This window comes from Acinetobacter sp. XS-4 (genome assembly GCF_023920705.1).
In the GTDB taxonomy this organism is placed as follows: domain Bacteria; phylum Pseudomonadota; class Gammaproteobacteria; order Pseudomonadales; family Moraxellaceae; genus Acinetobacter.
In genome coordinates this window covers 2,376,141-2,391,655 of sequence record NZ_CP094657.1, presented here as the reverse complement: position 1 = coordinate 2,391,655, position 15,515 = coordinate 2,376,141, and the positions used below count along the sequence as shown (strand labels likewise).

At 34.1% G+C, this 15,515-nt stretch carries 13 protein-coding genes and 1 tRNA gene; 2 read left to right on the top strand and 12 right to left on the bottom strand.

Annotation, left to right across the window (positions count from 1 at the left end; genetic code table 11):
* Positions 1-798: 798 nt before the first annotated feature.
* Both MMY79_RS11160 and MMY79_RS11155 read right to left on the bottom strand, forming a co-directional pair.
* Positions 799-875: transfer RNA gene (locus tag MMY79_RS11160), tRNA-Ile, on the bottom strand.
* Between the two features lie 1,207 nt (positions 876-2,082).
* A complete protein-coding gene (locus tag MMY79_RS11155) occupies positions 2,083-2,967 on the bottom strand; it encodes a LysR family transcriptional regulator (RefSeq protein WP_252608459.1) in 885 nt (294 codons plus the stop codon).
* A gap of 89 nt (positions 2,968-3,056) precedes the next feature.
* Between MMY79_RS11155 and MMY79_RS11150 the strand changes: the two genes are divergently transcribed.
* Positions 3,057-3,488, top strand: a complete 432-nt coding sequence (locus MMY79_RS11150) for a PACE efflux transporter (protein WP_252608457.1) — start codon at positions 3,057-3,059, stop codon at positions 3,486-3,488.
* 66 nt (positions 3,489-3,554) lie between these two features.
* Here MMY79_RS11150 and MMY79_RS11145 read toward each other — a convergent pair whose 3' ends face one another.
* The 3 genes from MMY79_RS11145 to MMY79_RS11135 all read right to left on the bottom strand — a co-directional run bounded on the left by MMY79_RS11145 (position 3,555) and on the right by MMY79_RS11135 (position 6,862).
* A complete protein-coding gene (locus MMY79_RS11145) occupies positions 3,555-4,970 on the bottom strand; it encodes a cytosine permease (RefSeq protein WP_252608455.1) in 1,416 nt (471 codons plus the stop codon).
* A gap of 242 nt (positions 4,971-5,212) precedes the next feature.
* The gene (locus MMY79_RS11140; protein WP_252608453.1) at positions 5,213-5,677 is read right to left on the bottom strand and encodes a hypothetical protein; all 465 of its coding nucleotides are present in this window, start codon (positions 5,675-5,677) and stop codon (positions 5,213-5,215) included.
* A 255-nt stretch (positions 5,678-5,932) separates the two neighbouring features.
* Positions 5,933-6,862 carry a DMT family transporter gene (locus MMY79_RS11135; RefSeq protein WP_252608451.1) on the bottom strand — a complete coding sequence of 310 codons (930 nt, stop codon included), beginning with the start codon at positions 6,860-6,862 and terminating at the stop codon, positions 5,933-5,935.
* A gap of 94 nt (positions 6,863-6,956) precedes the next feature.
* Between MMY79_RS11135 and MMY79_RS11130 the strand changes: the two genes are divergently transcribed.
* Positions 6,957-7,808 (top strand): LysR family transcriptional regulator, encoded by an 852-nt coding sequence (locus MMY79_RS11130; protein ID WP_252608449.1) that lies wholly within the window; start codon positions 6,957-6,959, stop codon positions 7,806-7,808.
* A 57-nt stretch (positions 7,809-7,865) separates the two neighbouring features.
* On the opposite strand, the gene MMY79_RS11125 is transcribed toward MMY79_RS11130, so the two are convergent.
* The 7 genes from MMY79_RS11125 to MMY79_RS11095 form a co-directional block, all read right to left on the bottom strand.
* Positions 7,866-8,492, bottom strand: coding sequence for a sterol desaturase family protein (locus MMY79_RS11125; RefSeq protein WP_252608447.1), 627 nt, complete (start codon positions 8,490-8,492; stop codon positions 7,866-7,868).
* Positions 8,493-8,595: 103 nt separating this feature from the next.
* Positions 8,596-9,591, bottom strand: a complete 996-nt coding sequence (locus MMY79_RS11120; protein WP_252608445.1) for an AraC family transcriptional regulator — start codon at positions 9,589-9,591, stop codon at positions 8,596-8,598.
* An 86-nt stretch (positions 9,592-9,677) separates the two neighbouring features.
* Positions 9,678-9,857, bottom strand: a complete 180-nt coding sequence (locus tag MMY79_RS11115) for a hypothetical protein (RefSeq protein WP_252608436.1) — start codon at positions 9,855-9,857, stop codon at positions 9,678-9,680.
* Positions 9,858-10,418: 561 nt separating this feature from the next.
* Complete coding sequence (locus tag MMY79_RS11110; protein ID WP_252608435.1) at positions 10,419-11,438, bottom strand: fimbrial protein; 1,020 nt, start codon at positions 11,436-11,438, stop codon at positions 10,419-10,421.
* On the bottom strand, positions 11,435-13,891 hold the full coding sequence (locus MMY79_RS11105) for a fimbria/pilus outer membrane usher protein (protein WP_252613514.1): 2,457 nt from the start codon (positions 13,889-13,891) through the stop codon (positions 11,435-11,437). The genes MMY79_RS11110 and MMY79_RS11105 overlap by 4 nt, the downstream gene beginning before the upstream one ends.
* Before the next feature lie 140 nt (positions 13,892-14,031).
* A complete protein-coding gene (locus MMY79_RS11100; protein WP_252608432.1) occupies positions 14,032-14,775 on the bottom strand; it encodes a fimbria/pilus periplasmic chaperone in 744 nt (247 codons plus the stop codon).
* Between the two features lie 76 nt (positions 14,776-14,851).
* Positions 14,852-15,424: a fimbrial protein gene (locus MMY79_RS11095; RefSeq protein ID WP_252608430.1), complete on the bottom strand. Its 573-nt coding sequence runs from the start codon at positions 15,422-15,424 to the stop codon at positions 14,852-14,854.
* Positions 15,425-15,515: the final 91 nt, after the last annotated feature.

Here is a 15,515-nt window from a genome sequence, read left to right as displayed (position 1 = left end):
TTCCGAAATTCGCCCCATTTATTTTTTGTGGTTTCTGGAATCCACATCCACCCCAATACAGGATGATTTCTTGGAGGTAGATGTATTTCTGCGATCTTTCGATATCAATACATCTGCTTATTCTTTAACCAGAATGTAATGATTTTTTTGAAAGGAAATAACTGTAAGTTCTTACGGTTTTTAAGCAAAATGATGTTTTGAGCTTTGGAGGGTTGAATAACTAAAACTTGTAGAGGGCTTTAAGAATAGGTATATTTCTTAGTATTGTGATGCAATTCACACTCTTATTTTTCTTGATAATTGATACTAGTTACTAAGAAAACTTGCTTTAAAAATAATCAAATTTGAGTCTTAAGCTATAAAAGACATAGCTTTACTAAATAATGAAATAAACTAGCAGATTCATTATGAGTGATTATTTAAAGTGATAAATTCTTGAACTACATTCGGAGGATACGTTGTTAAATTTAGAGTATAGATACTCTTATTACTATCATGTGCCAACAGTTCCAGATAACCTTCTGAAGCCCCTTGTCCTAATAGGAGAAAAGGTCAAATTGCAGAAACTCTAGATTTACCCAATTCTAATTGTTTTTTTATTTTAAGTGTTAACGATTTGGATGATAGAAGATTCATCTTATACTGAGAAGAAAAACAAAGTGCTCAAAAAGTTTAAATGAAGGATAAAGATCAACGGATTATTAAACGGGTGAACTATAAAGTAGATGAAAGCATCTGATAGCCTGAAAAAATATATTAAAAAACCCCATAAACTTTTTAGTTTATGGGGTTTGAATTTGGTGGGCCCACCGTGACTTGAACACGGGACCAACGGATTATGAGTCCGCTGCTCTAACCAACTGAGCTATAGGCCCTATAAGTCAGAAAAGCTTTAAATCTCAAGGCCTTTCAGTGCGTGCAATACTAATCAATTTTTTAATCAAACACAAGTCATTTTCTAAATTAGGCGCATACTAGACCCAAAAAGATTGTGTTATTTTAGTTAAATATTACAAGCGATCATGATTCTAGCGTATGAGTGCTTCACGAGTAAAGTGAAGAAAGTTATTTATCGATCAATTAGATCTTATTCCAGTTTGAAGTTTATAGTGAATGAGATTTAATTGCCTATCCTGTTCAAATTGTTAATTCTTTTAAAACAAATATTGTTTGAATATACAACCAAGTTGAGTGAGGTTAATTGGATACTACTAAAAAATATAAGTTAGATAAAGTGACTCAAACTAGCGAAGTACAAACATAATTTATATATGTGTATTTTATATTTGATTTATAAATATTATTTCAATAATGATTGTAGAGTATTCTAAATTTATTAATAGAATTATTAACTTGTTGTTGTTTTTTTTAATGAAAATTTTTCTTTGATGTTTGATAAAGACTAGAATAAATTTATTGAAGATAAGTATATTTTATAAATTATTCAAATCAGAATAAATAATTTATATTCTAAAAATAAGAATGAAAAATCATAATATTTATGAAATTAATTTTATTTTAGGGTCGGCAAAGGATTTTTACTCTCACTTATAGATATAGGGTTTGGTGGAAATTACTCAGTTAATATTAAAAGCCAAAGTCTTTAACAAGAATTAATCTAACATATACAATGAATAAAGATTTAAGGGTGAAATACAGAAATTAATAAATGAAACTAGAATATATTAACATTAAGAGATTTATCTCAATTTATTAAAAAATAGAATTTTTTAGTGGAGAGAGTAAGAGTTTTTTATTGAAATTTCTTTCTTTTTTAATTTGTTTTTTATATAAAACTTAAAGTGTGACTACTTTCATGTTTTATACAAATTGTTGTATTTTATTGAATTTATTCTTGACTAAAATGCTTGGTTTTAATAAAGTACAAATGTATTTTTCAAAATAAAAAATATTACTTAGTCCTGAAATACAGTAAGAAGCCTGCTTTTTAAAGTAGGCTTCTTGCTTTTTGTAAGATGGAGAAATAGGACAGAGCAATAATCTAAATTATAAAAGTAAGTATATAACTAGAAAATAAAACTATAGAGAGATCATACGTGCTCAGAACTACAGTATAAGAAATTATAAATTCTCTTGAATAATCTGGATGAGTTCTCTAGCTGCTTTAGATAAGGGGCGGTCTTGAAGCCAAATTAAATAAATGGATAGAGGTAAATGATTTCTGGTGTTTTTAAAATCTAAAAGAACTAACTGACCTTGATTGATTTTTTCTTGTACTAATGATAATGGGAAATTTCCCCAACCGAGTCCTGCCTCAACCATATTAATTGCTGTTTGTAGATTATTCGTTTTCCAGTACATTGCACCAATAATTGAACGGGAATCTGTCATTTCATGGTCACTACTCGCCACTACAATTTGTCTAATATTGATTAACTCTTCGATAGAAAACTGCTTTTTTTTTTCTTGTAGAAGACTATGACTAGATGAAATTGTAGCAACGACTGTTTCAGTCATTACCAGTTGCAAGTTTTCACGCATTTTTATATTGAGGTCTGAACCTGCTAAACAAAGACTAATTTCTTCCTTATAAAGTAAATTGACGATGTCATCTTGAGGTGCAGTAATAACCTCGATATTCAGTAAGGGGAATTTATCAGCTAACTTTTTTATTGAATAGAATAATAATTTGGTATTTACATCTGAGACCACGCCAATACGTAATTTACTTTCGAGGCCTAAAGAAAGTTCATGCGCATGAGTACTAAATAGCCTAAGTTGTTCAGAAATAATTCGCGCTTGAGGTTCCAAAGCTAATGCTTTAGCGGTAGGAATGACTTTGCGAGGAGTACGTTCAAATAAGGTGTAATCCAATTCTGCCTCTAGATTAGCAACTGCCATACTGACTGCTGAGGGTACCCGATTTAGTTTGCGGGCGGCTGCTGAGAAAGATCCCGTATCTAGTACAGTAATAAAGAGTTCAATATTTTCGCTGTTAAAATTCATTTTGATATCAGTTGAACTGAAAGCTATTAACTTTATATATGATTTTAACTGAAATTAAAATATAAAGAATTAATTAGAGTTTGCCTATTATGCAAGGTATAAAGCGTCGAATTGTCTATGTTTCTTCATATGAAGTCATCGGAATGATCATTTCATCAGTAGGGTTAGCAATTTTGGCAGGTGATAGTGTGGAACATACTGGTCCTCTTGCTATCATGATTACGACCATCGCTGTAACTTGGAATTTTATCTACAATATTTTATATGAGAAGTGGGAGGCTAGACAAAGCAGTAATGTCCGCACAGTTAAGCGTAGAGTGGGACATGCCATTGGTTTTCAGCTTACTTTGGTTCTGTTTTTGATTCCTCTTATTGCATGGTGGATGGATATTTCTCTGATTGCCTCTTTTTGGTTAGACGTGGCTTTTATTATCATTATTCCTATCTATACTTTTATATTTAATTGGAGCTTTGATAAGTTATTTGGATTGCCTAATTCGGCACAGGCTAAAGCGCTATAAGAATAGTTGCAAAATCAGCTCAATAAGCTATCAAGGTGCGTGACTTTGATAGCTTATCTAGTTTAATTATTTGATTTGATCAATGACTAACGATTTTGAAAACTTGAGTTGAGCTTTCTTGGCGAAAATATAATAAATCACTGCAGTAGAGATCAGTCCTACCAGCCATGATAAATCAATTCCTCCTAACATCTCAGCAATTTGTCCCGTATAAAATTTACTATCAATAAAGGGCAGTTGAATCAAAATACCTAGAAAGTAGCAGGTGATACCAATTCGATTCCAACGGCCATACTTGCCATTTGGATCATAGAGTGCCTCTACATCACATTCTTCTTTAGAGATAAAGTAGTAATCAACCAGATTAATAGCACTCCATGGAATGAAGAAGGTAAGTAAAAACAGAATAAATGCTTTAAAAGCACTTAAGAATGTGTGCTCGCCTATAATTGCAATGAAAGTAGAAATCACAACCATAGCAAGGACAATGAGTAATCTTGTTATTTTTGAAATTTGATTTGTCGATTTAAAACTATTCCAAATCGTAGCAACGCACATAAAACTACCATAAGCATTTAAGGTAGTCAGAGTAACTTTGCCAAAAGCAATACTAAAATATAAAAAGGTTACGACTAGGGCAATTGGATTCATACCCACAACATATTGAACTTCATTTCCAACAAAATTGCCGTTTGCAACCTGAGCGATCAAAACTCCTAAAGTCATGGAAATCTGTGAACCCAATAAAGAGCCTAAGCCAACAGCCCAAAAAACATGAGACGAAGATGTTTTAGTTGGAAGATAGCGGGAGTAGTCTGCAACATAAGGTCCAAAAGAGATTTGCCAAGAAGCAGAAAGTGAAACAGCTAATAAGAATGAAGACCAATTGAAATGACGTACTGCTAAGAGTTCAGAGAAATCAGAAAGCGCTAAGATTTGAGTCAGAATAATGACAAAAGCAATCAGACCAATAATACTGGCTACTTTGCCGACCAAATGAATTAAACGATATCCAATCGTTGCAAATATAATAATTAAACATGCGTAAATTAAGATGCCTGTTGTATTACTGACATGTGCGAGGTGTGCAATTGCTTTACCCGCGAGCACCTCTCCAGTTGCGGTAAACCCAAGATACATGAGGCAGACGAGTATGATTGGAATACAAGCACCATATACTCCAAACTGGACACGACTTGAAATCATTTGGGGAAGGCCTAATTTTGGACCTTGAGCAGCATGTAGAGCCATGACAGCAGCACCAAAACATTGCCCCACAAATAAACCAATAATCGACCAAAAAACATCACCACCTAATACAACTGCTAATGCACCCGTCACAATGGCTGTAATTTGTAAATTGGCACCAAACCAGAGGGTGAATTGAGCAAACACTCCGCCATGTCTTTCATTTTCTGGAATAAAGTCAATGCTTCGGTTTTCAATAAAACTACTATTTGGTTTCTCAGCCGATGAGTCCATTACACTCTCCTTGTCCTTTAAGAGTCCACTCTATTTTTATTAAGTCAGTATTTGTACAAACAAATACAAACATGTATATACAAGTTATTTGAAAAATAATCAAATGTTTTTTGGGTCTTTTGAAGTTAAAAGTAGTTTAAGTATTTAATAAATAATAAAAAAATTTAGTCTGTTTTTATTTTCAATAGGCTTAAATAATGAAAAAATAATATATAAAAAAGCCCTCTATTGAGGGCCATACTTTATACATTAGTGTCTAAGATCGTTTGAAAAAAAGTTGGAAGTTCAGAAAATTGGACGAGTTGGGTTTTATCTTCTTGTTTATAATAATACTGATAGTTTGGAGTTTCTGAATAATTATCTAAATATTGAGTTGCATCGGTAAATTGTGCTTTGGCAACAGGTTTGTCTTTTTTTAATTTGATAATAACAGGGTTTACCGAATTTAATTTTACAGGAACACCATTCTCAAATTTAGCAGTTTCAATCAATAAGGAAATTTTGAAATTTCCAAAATTCACACAAAAATGACCTCCATTTTCTGTTTTAATTTCATACTCAGAGAAAAGATCTTTAAATAAATTCTTTAAAGATTCTCTATGTTTATCTAAAGCCACTTGAAAGTCATGATCTTGTTGCTCTATTTTTTCTTGCTCTTCTTGTAGCAATTTGGCTTGCTTTTCAATGGTTGTGAAATCCAGCTTCATTTTTAATATCTCCGTTGGTTGTTTTAAAACTATATATGGCAATCTTTTATTAATTTTTAAAGAAACATACGTTATTTGTTACAACGGAATAATTAAGAAGAGCTTTTGTTATAAATAATAAAAAATGTAAAAAGATATTTTTAAAATAAATGTTATAAAATTAAATGGTTTAGTAAATAAATAATTTTTCTATTTTGTATTTGAAGATGCTGCTACATGATAAACATAAAATTTTTAAATGTAGCAGCATATTTCCTATTTTGTATAATGTTTGCTTATAAGCGGACTAGTCTTAATTTTTAAAAAACCTCCGCTACTCATTACACCCAGCATGACTAACGCTGTACCTACCAATTGCCAGATATTAAGAGATTGTCCAGTAAGTAAGGCGATCAGCATACTGAACACTGGTACAAAGTTAAAAAAGACGGAAGCACGTCCAGCCCCTAACTTTTGTATGCCATTAAACCAGAATAAATAAGCAATCATTGTTGAGCAAATAACGACATATCCCATGGCTAAATGTGCATTTACAGGTGCAGATGCAATTGCTGACAGAGGGTCTTCAAATATCATACTTAACACACTAAGGGTTATTGCACCGAACATCATAGAAAAAGTTGTTGTTTCTAGCGGAGTGGCATTTTTTACATAGCGGCGAGATAGAACATTAGCTAAGCAAAAACCAAAAGCTCCTAATAATATAAATAGATCTCCAATATCTATTTTCAGGTGAAGTAACGTTGTTATATGGCCCTGACTAATGACCAGCAACACACCACTTAAACCGAATAAAACACCTAAAAATTTACTAGGGGTAAGTTTTTCACCGTCCAAAACAATTGTCATTAATAGAGTCATTAACGGTGTAGTTGCCATAATTAAAGCACCGTTCACGGCAGATGTCGTTTGTAATCCATAAAAACAGCCTATGTTGAATCCTGCAATTCCGATTACCCCAATAACAAGGTAGATAAACAAATTTTGACTTAAGACTGCCCATCTTAGTTTGCCTGTTATTGAAAAGATTAGAAGTAAGCCTAGGCTTGCAATTGAAAATCGTTCAGATGCGGCAGATAGCGGAGGCATATGATGAATGATATAAGACATTGCATTAAATGCTGATCCCCAAAAAAACATCGTTAATACGATACCAGCATAGGCATAAGCCACCGTTCTGTTCATCGACAGGCTCCCACTAAGAAAGGTTTTATTCTGGGCAATTATATAAAGGTGTACAATTCCGTATTAATACACGTCTAATGTGAAAATTTGCACAATGATCGATTGGGAAAATTTACATTACTTTTCAGTTTTTACTGAAGAGAAGTCACTGTCAGCTGCCGCAAGAAAATTGGGTGTAGATCATGCAACTGTATCCAGAAGAATTGCTCAGCTTGAACAAAACTTAAAACTTAAATTGGTTGATCGTAGACCACGGACCTACATTCTTACTCCTGATGGTGAACGTCTTGCACAAGTAGTTGGGCGTATGATGGAAGAAACTTTTTCTATTGAACGTTTAACTCAGGCTGGTCAGCAAGAAGTAATGGGTAGCGTTTCTATTAGTATGCCTCCTTTAACTGCTGCACATCTCATCATGCCTCATCTGGGGGCGTTTTATCGTCATTATCCTCAATTAAAATTGCGTGTACTCGGTGATGTTCATTATGTTTCTTTGCAGCATAGTGAGGCTGATATTGCTGTAAGATTTGGCCGTCCTAAAGATGAAAATTTAGTAGCTCGCAAAGTAGGGGAAATACCTTTTGGAATATATGCAGGCCCAAATTATTTAGCTTCAACAGATCCTGAAAATTATGAATGGATTAGTGTAGAAGTGGGGGGAGTACATGGCCAAAAACAGCAAAAACTAAAAGAAAGATTAAATTATAAAGAACCCATAATGGTTACCAACCATCCTGAGTTACAGTGGAGAGCTGCATGTGGGGAAGCAGGGTTGGCTGTTTTACCTGATTTTTTAGGGGCACTCAGCAGTTTAGAAAGATTGCAGGATGATCATCCTATGAGTGCTGAAATCTGGCTAGTTACACACGAAGATTTACGTCATAGCCCTGCAATTCGAGTAGTGATGGACTTTCTCGTATCTTGTTTTGAGCCTTTGAAAGTTTAGGGGCTATTCATTTGTATAAAAAGCCGCTGAAGTCCGCAGCTTTTTATTTTGATATATTTAAGTCAAATTGACTTCTATTCCATTGCGTAAATTGGATTGATCCTGATTAGAATTTAAATCAATTTTTGTATACGACTTGGAAAGTATCCGTCGAGCAGTAAAATTAATTGGTTTTTCTAAAAACCTTGGTAATTTGATACCTAATGGATTTGTTTCAGTTTGAGATGCTTCGGTAGTGACCCTTGTTCCCATAATATAGTCAAACCAAGGTTTGGTAACACACCAATTAGCATTTTGGTTGCTTGTCATATGATGATCATAGTGCCAAGGAATTCTTTTTTTTGCATATTCTGGATCTAAATGTGATTTTGCATGTACACGCCAATAATTCCATAACCCATAATAAAGCCCAGCTGTAAAAAACGGGGCTACAGGCAAAAAAATTGTAGCAGCGCCAGCTAACCCAATTAATGCTGTTTTTTCATTATAAATTTCTGCATTTTTGAACATCGATTCAGCATAACCTTCATCTTGAAAGCTATTTAAACGAGCGCGTTTATGATGCGCGATATGAGTAAAAAATGGACTATTACGATACTGACTTGGATATTCATGTAACCAAACTTTATGAAAGTACCATTCAAGGCCATTTGCAACAAAAACACCTACGGGAAATCCGAGCATATTCAAAACTTCTTAATTACAATTTAAAGTGATTGTAAAAGAAGAATGTTTTATCCCTTTGACTTAAAAGGCAGCTATATAAGTGTCTTTAGAATCAATTTAACTATTTTTGTTTACGTTGGCGGTAAGCACTAGGAGTTTCACCCGACCAACGTTTAAAAGCTCGTGTAAAGGCAGAGGGCTCAGAAAAACCAGTTAGATAAACGATTTGATCGATGGTTTCTTGTGTGTGAGCAAGTAAACGTCTGGCTATTTTTTCCCGATGCTGATTTAAAATTTTTTCGTAATTTGTATTAATTGCCTGTAAGTCTGCCCGAAGGGTACGGGGATTACGGTTTAATTGTTCAGCAATAAATTTTTGATCAAATTGTCCAGATTCAAGTAATCCATTGCTAAGCAAACTTTCAATAGCATAAACAAGTTGATGCTTTTCTAAAGTTAGTAACTGTTGTCCTGCAAGAGTTTCATGAATTCTTAATAATTCTGGCTCAGCAGCTGGTGAAGCTTTATTTAAAAGTACACTAGGAAAAATGATAGAACCTTCTGTTTGCCCTAAAATCACGGAACAATTCCATATTTCCTCATAAATTTCTACTGATGCACCTTTTTGATATGGCAAGATAATTTGAGTGGGTTTGAACTCATTATTTGTAATATAGTTAAAAAAATTAAGAAAAATACCAATCCCACATTCTAGATAATGTCTTACAGGGTGCTCAAAACCAGACAATATTGCTTTATCGTCTTTAACTGTTAATTTAAGATCAAATACATCTGTAAGTATGGCCTGATATCTAAGAGCCCGCTGCAAACCTTCTCCGAAAGTTGAGCTACTCAAAAATAGATATTCAATTACTAATCCCCTGAAGGGAGGCATTTGCTTTCCTACATGTAGACCAATGTCTGTATCTTGGCTGATTTCTTCAGCTGCTCTCCAAAATCGTTGTTGGGTAGAATTATCTCTACGAATATTTTTATCTGGCGGTTGATTGGGCAAATTCACACTTGCAAAAATAGATGCTGCATCTAAGCCCATCTTTTGCATAGTCTGATAAGTCATCCATAAAAAAATTCCAGCATCTGAAGAACTTTTTGACATATTTAGATCACATATCCCTATAGACTATATGGCGCATTCAACCATGATTTTAGTATGGATGCTATATCCTAGAAATTCATAATATTTTAATTATCAGGGAAGAAACCTGCATCTTCACGTGCTTGCTTTAAAGCTAAGATAAAGGAGGTTAATAAAAGCAAACCTATAAAAAAAAGAAAAAGATCAATGTGACTAATCGCAAAACCTATACTTGTAGCGCCTAGACTTAGTAATAAGATACATAATATTTTCCAAAAAATGAGCATGTTACGTTCTGATAAAAAGTCTAAAGATATTATTTGTAATTGAAGGGGAATTCTAAATTTTTTTATGTTTTTTTTATTATAAATTATGTAATTTAGTAAAATTAAAAAATTTATGATTTTGATTTAACCATATGAAAATAAAATAGATTTTTATTTTATTCGAATTGGAGAGTGAATTTTAATTTTTCTTAAAATTAAGTTTTTATTAATTAATAGAATGATAATTCTTTAGAAACACTATAAAATAGTGTTCATGAATTAAATTTATTTTTTTAATTTATTTAAAACAATGCTTTATGTTATCTATTAGAATCTTTGTTAAAAAAAAGACTTGATCTTTAAGCTATTTTTTGAAATTATACTCATGCAAATTGTGATCTATTTCCCACAATTTGTATTTCAGGTTAAGTGGTTATCACTAATGCTCATTTGCTATTTTTGCTTATGAGCATTTTTTTATGTGATTTTTTAATAGAACTACAAAGTTTGAAAAACATGAGTTTTTTGAGTTCTCTTGATAGCATTAAGCTTATTTATTTTTCGTAATTTTATAGATAGTAGTTAATCATATTGAATCGTAACAGTCGCTGTGGCTTTAACCTCACCTGAGGTTACATTGGTGGCAGTTTGATAATAACGAGCAGTTAAAGGAATATCGTATTCTATAGTTTGGTTGGAACTCACCATACCTATATTTAGTTTGCTTGCTTTTTGAATCGGCTTATTTGCTCCATTCATATTCCATAACAGTTCGACACCCACACCATTAGCTTTGATTGAATTCGCGGCACTGTTGTTAATCACCTGATTATTTGAGGTATCAGAATTATAATCAAAACTTAAACTAATCAGGTTACTTGTGGCAATACCAGAGTTGTTTTCGCCGCCATTACATAAGATTGATAAATTAAAATTCTGTTCCCCTTGGGTTGAACCAATAGTTTTAAAACCTGATTTCATTACGGTTGGAAGTTGAACTGGCGTATCTACACCATTTTGAATTTCACATGATGAAGATGCAATAAGAATAGGGGCATTACTTAATACGGTAGTTGTTAAAAATGGGCGGTTCTGTTGTCCTGATACATAATAGGTGCTGTAACGGCCTGCGACTAGTGCTCCAGAACCTGTTGTCATGGCAGTTTTAATAACCTCCATAACAAAATACCCTGGTGAAAGCGTATATGCTTTATTTGGTGTTAATGTACGTCTATAGGGATAATATCCTGAAAAATCTGAAGCATCAGAAGCTTCACGGTAAAGACGAATACCAATACCGGGAATATTGGTCGCATAAACATTATTACCTATAGGACTAATTGGATAATTTAAGGGGAGAGCTGCAATAATTTGATCACTCGCGCGATTACAAGTTGCAGTCGAATTATTAGGAGAAACTATAAAAGTATTCTTTTGTAAGATCGTTCCTATTGGATCATTTGGTTTTACTACGATTTTACCTATATTCATCGGAATATCGACGGTAGTAAATCCTTTACTTAAATTACAATTTGCATTTGTATTGCTATAAGCAAATAGACTCACTGCCAAAAATCCAATTTTTTTTAAAATATTATTCATTTACAGACTGCCTTTGTCATAATAATTGGTTGGTTGTTATGCTTTATTTGATCCGCTATATCGTATTCAATTTCACATTTTTCAGTACTCGTATTTCCCCATTTCACATATAAATGGTCATGGGTTAAGGGTGTTCGTAAATAAATGCGACTGCCTTGCGCGATAATACCTATTACTTCGTTATTCTGGTTGTATACCTGTGCGGCAAAAGGTAGATGTGAGCCATCTAATGTTGTTGTACTAATAAAAAGTGCATAACCTTTTTTTGTTGAGAATTGAACTTTAGTGATTGAGCCTGCATAGGGGGCAATCCGTAAACTGCTCTCACCAAGTTCAACTTGTGTGGACATGTCTTGTGGGTCAAGACTGATGTCATTCATACGGTAAGGCGTAACATAGGGAATAACGGCATATCCTTTTTTGTTAATACTGAGCCCTGGTGTATTACCGACTTGTGCTCCAGTAGCATCTGGTGCATAGACCAGCACCAGGGTTTGAGCCTGATCTGGCCCAAACAGAATTCCTTGGGAATGTGCAACAATATTGCCACTGAAGTTAAGCATTTCTTGTTGGTATGAATCTGCGTGACTTAATGAAGCACCAAGTGTTGTATAGTTTGTTTTATAGGTGCCATTAATATTCAGGTTGGTTTGACCATGGTCCTGATTAGAAATTGATGCGCCGTAGTTTAAACGACTTCCTGTAAAGCCACTGAAGCTTAAAGTCTGGCTATCCTCACCAATAACACTATTAAAAGTCAGAGAATTTTTCTTAAAATCTAATGGAAAAGATAAAGAAGCAAGGTACTGCGTATCTTGACCTGTGCGAGTGCCACCTTCATCAATCTCGCTGCTAATTGCGGATAAACTATAAGTTAAATCTTTAAATTGATTGCTATAACCTAATTGGAACTGTTTATTGGTCGTGGGTTGATTCCAATAGTTTGTCCATGAACCCACTAAATAAAAATTTCCCCATTGCTTTGGAAGAACTTGATTTAAAGTAATCTGGAATTCACTTTTTTGTTTGCCTACTGAAAAGCTATCAATATTTTGTTGTTGTAAATCTTGAATTAAAATTGCATCACGCAATTTGAGGTAGTTCTCTGTTGAATAGCGATAAGTAGCTAATGTTAAATTAGTATTTGTTGGGGAAAATAATTTGCTGTAACTTAAACGATAACTTTGCCCTGTCATTTTAGATTGATGATCAAACTCAGCTTTTGATTGAGTGGCATCAAAAGAGACAGCTCCAATGGGTGTTGAAAAAGCTGTGCCTAGTAATAACGAGAGATACTGCTGGGTCGCTTGAACCGCACTGTAAGTTGTGAGGTAATTATTAATTCCCCGTTGATACTTACCCTGTATCAGCCATGGAGTTAGGCTAAGGTTTGAATCTCGAAACTGTCCTAAAGTAAAAGAGTATCGACTCATTTGAGGGCGTAGCATTTCGACGACAGAAGCATAGGGAATAGAGAATTTTTGAATTACTCCATTAGATTCAATTACCGAAACTTGTAGCTCACCTCCAAATCCCGTTGGGTAAAGATCATTAATTTCAAAGTTTCCAGGTGGTACCGTTGTCTGATAAATTAAATTGCCTTGTTGCCTAACCTCGACTTTCGCATTGGTTTTTGCATAACCTCTCACTCTGGGAGCGTAACCGAGCATACTGTTTGGAAGCATTCGGTCATCACTTGAAATATTTACTCCGCGATATGGTAAAGAGTCGATAAAATCACTATTGGTAAAATAATCGCCTAAAGTCAGAACGCCATGAATTTTCGGAAATGCTTTTTGTATATATGTATTCGTTGAAGTATAAGAAGAATTATCAGATTGAAAATCAGTATGGTCTTGCCATTTCCATTGTCCATTATGGCGAAATTGCCAACTCGCTAAATTTGCTCCAAGATTCGTCCCCATAAAAGCATATGTACTTTCATGTTGTTCGTTAACTATCCGGTAAGCAGTCGCGTTATATGTCAAAAAAGCTGCATTAATACCTCGATCCCAAAGATGTGGATCGATATTGCCCTGTGCATTTTTTTCTAATGTGACTTGGGGGATAGAAATATCAATTCTTAAACGAGAGCTATCAAATAAATAAAAAGCATTATCTATCCAAGTCCCTAGTGCGTCACAAGAAAGAGAGGATGTATGAGAATGTTGGCTAAGCACGTCAGCTTTTACACCATATTCTAGTAACATGGCTTCCGTAAAACAGGTTTCGGCATTTACGTTAGGAGAGCGAGCATTAAAGCGCATACGTCGTTTACCCAGCCATTGACCATTAATATAGACATCCAAGCTATATTCACCAGCTAAGATGGGGTTTCCATATTTGAAACGACCAATATCAATTTTTTGCGCATTACCTACTAAAAAATTACTATCAAACTCTGCTTTTGAGAAACCTGAAACATCGGTACTATTTTCGGCATATGCAGCCAAAGGCATACATATCGCAATACTTGAGGCCACATAACAAGTAAAAGGGCTTTTTAAACATATATAAGGTATAAACCATTTAGACATAGTTTTAGAGCCTATTCATGATAGGTATTTAGGTTTTCTTAAGTAATACAGTGAGGTTAGAACTTTATTGGGTGCTCAACTCTTCCACCATAATCATTGATATATACAAAGCTCATATCTGCTAATTTTTTATTTTTTATTTTTATTTTATCTTCGGAAAAAGGGGCAACCATTAAACCTTGTTGTAATAAGTCTGTTTTATGGCCTTCACCTCCTTGAAAAATGGAGCTAATAGTTAGGAAAAAGGGTGTCGGGTTCTTTACTACTAGATATTGATCATTTATTTTCCATTGAACTTTCTCACTTAGTTGTTCAATATTTTCTTTTAGATTTATAGGGCGATAAAAAAATTTAATGCGTGAACGAACAGCGAGCTGTAAAAAATTATTAGAAATAGAGGTGGTTTGGTCTTGTTGAGTTTTGCCTTCCGGTTTAGGAGGTATATCTAAAACATTAAGCCAAAAAATAGATTCTTGTTGCTGATTTAATTGAGACGTATTAGGTAGAGCTGTAATTCTTAATGTCTGGCCCTTAGTCGCCTCTACTCGTGAAATCGGGGGAGTAATAATGAAGGGCACATTTGCTTCATCGGGAGTCGACTTTGCATTTCCATCATCGATCCAAGCTTGAACAAGAGAAGGAGCAGTACCGTTATTACTCAGTTGCAAAGTGATCTCACGTGCATTTGAAGGATAAATGACACGAGTTCCATGTAAAACAATTTCAGTATGGCCTGTTGTAGTCAGTGCTACCTGTAGGCAAACTAATCCCCAAAAAAACTTACGACCACGAAAAAGCATGAGTCATATTCTCAATAATTAATAATAGATAGGAGATAGCTTCTATCTCTAAATAGAAGCTTCAATAATTTTAATGTTATTGATAAATAATGGTGTATTTTACTTGCGATGTTACCGTACCCGCAGTAGAAGCACCTGTAGCATAATATTCAGCATAATAGTTAAGGTCAGCATCACCACCTGCTGAAACATTCACCCATTGTGAGTTGGTCTGAGTTCCATTTGTGCTTGTAGCGAGTACAGGGATTACAGCGTTATTACTACCGAGCAACTGGATATTCACGTTTGTTGCCCCGCCCGAAGTTGCTTGGTTTAATAAACGACCAGTATTAAAGTCAACGGTAGCACCAGGCTCAAAATAAGTGGCTACTTTGCCAGCAGAAGAACAGTTCGTTAAATTAATTTGAAATGGGGTACGACCAGCGACATCACCTGCATTTTTTAATGTTTGAGATGAAACTGTAGGCAGATTGATTGTTAAGTTTTTATCTCCAGTATCAATAGTGCAAGTATTATCCGTGACAAGACCATTAATAGTAATTGTGCCATCTGCAGCTTGTGCATTTGCTATATTTAAGAGAGAAACCGCCGCCATAAAAATAAATCTTTTCATAAAACCCCCAGAATAGCCTTTTAAAATAAAATCCATTACTTTTCAGCAAGTTTATTCTGCTTAAGTAAGGCGAGGGAAATATATCACTTTTCAATCAAAAAACAAGGAAAAACATTATATTTATATG

Coding starts and splice junctions, on each gene's coding strand:
- MMY79_RS11155 (WP_252608459.1), bottom strand. CDS start 2,967: ATGAATTTTAACAGCGAAAATATTGAACTCTTTATTACTGTACTAGAT.
- MMY79_RS11150 (WP_252608457.1), top strand. CDS start 3,057: ATGCAAGGTATAAAGCGTCGAATTGTCTATGTTTCTTCATATGAAGTC.
- MMY79_RS11145 (WP_252608455.1), bottom strand. CDS start 4,970: ATGGACTCATCGGCTGAGAAACCAAATAGTAGTTTTATTGAAAACCGA.
- MMY79_RS11140 (WP_252608453.1), bottom strand. CDS start 5,677: ATGAAGCTGGATTTCACAACCATTGAAAAGCAAGCCAAATTGCTACAA.
- MMY79_RS11135 (WP_252608451.1), bottom strand. CDS start 6,862: ATGAACAGAACGGTGGCTTATGCCTATGCTGGTATCGTATTAACGATG.
- MMY79_RS11130 (WP_252608449.1), top strand. CDS start 6,957: ATGATCGATTGGGAAAATTTACATTACTTTTCAGTTTTTACTGAAGAG.
- MMY79_RS11125 (WP_252608447.1), bottom strand. CDS start 8,492: ATGCTCGGATTTCCCGTAGGTGTTTTTGTTGCAAATGGCCTTGAATGG.
- MMY79_RS11120 (WP_252608445.1), bottom strand. CDS start 9,591: ATGTCAAAAAGTTCTTCAGATGCTGGAATTTTTTTATGGATGACTTAT.
- MMY79_RS11115 (WP_252608436.1), bottom strand. CDS start 9,857: ATGCTCATTTTTTGGAAAATATTATGTATCTTATTACTAAGTCTAGGC.
- MMY79_RS11110 (WP_252608435.1), bottom strand. CDS start 11,438: ATGAATAATATTTTAAAAAAAATTGGATTTTTGGCAGTGAGTCTATTT.
- MMY79_RS11100 (WP_252608432.1), bottom strand. CDS start 14,775: ATGCTTTTTCGTGGTCGTAAGTTTTTTTGGGGATTAGTTTGCCTACAG.
- MMY79_RS11095 (WP_252608430.1), bottom strand. CDS start 15,424: ATGGATTTTATTTTAAAAGGCTATTCTGGGGGTTTTATGAAAAGATTT.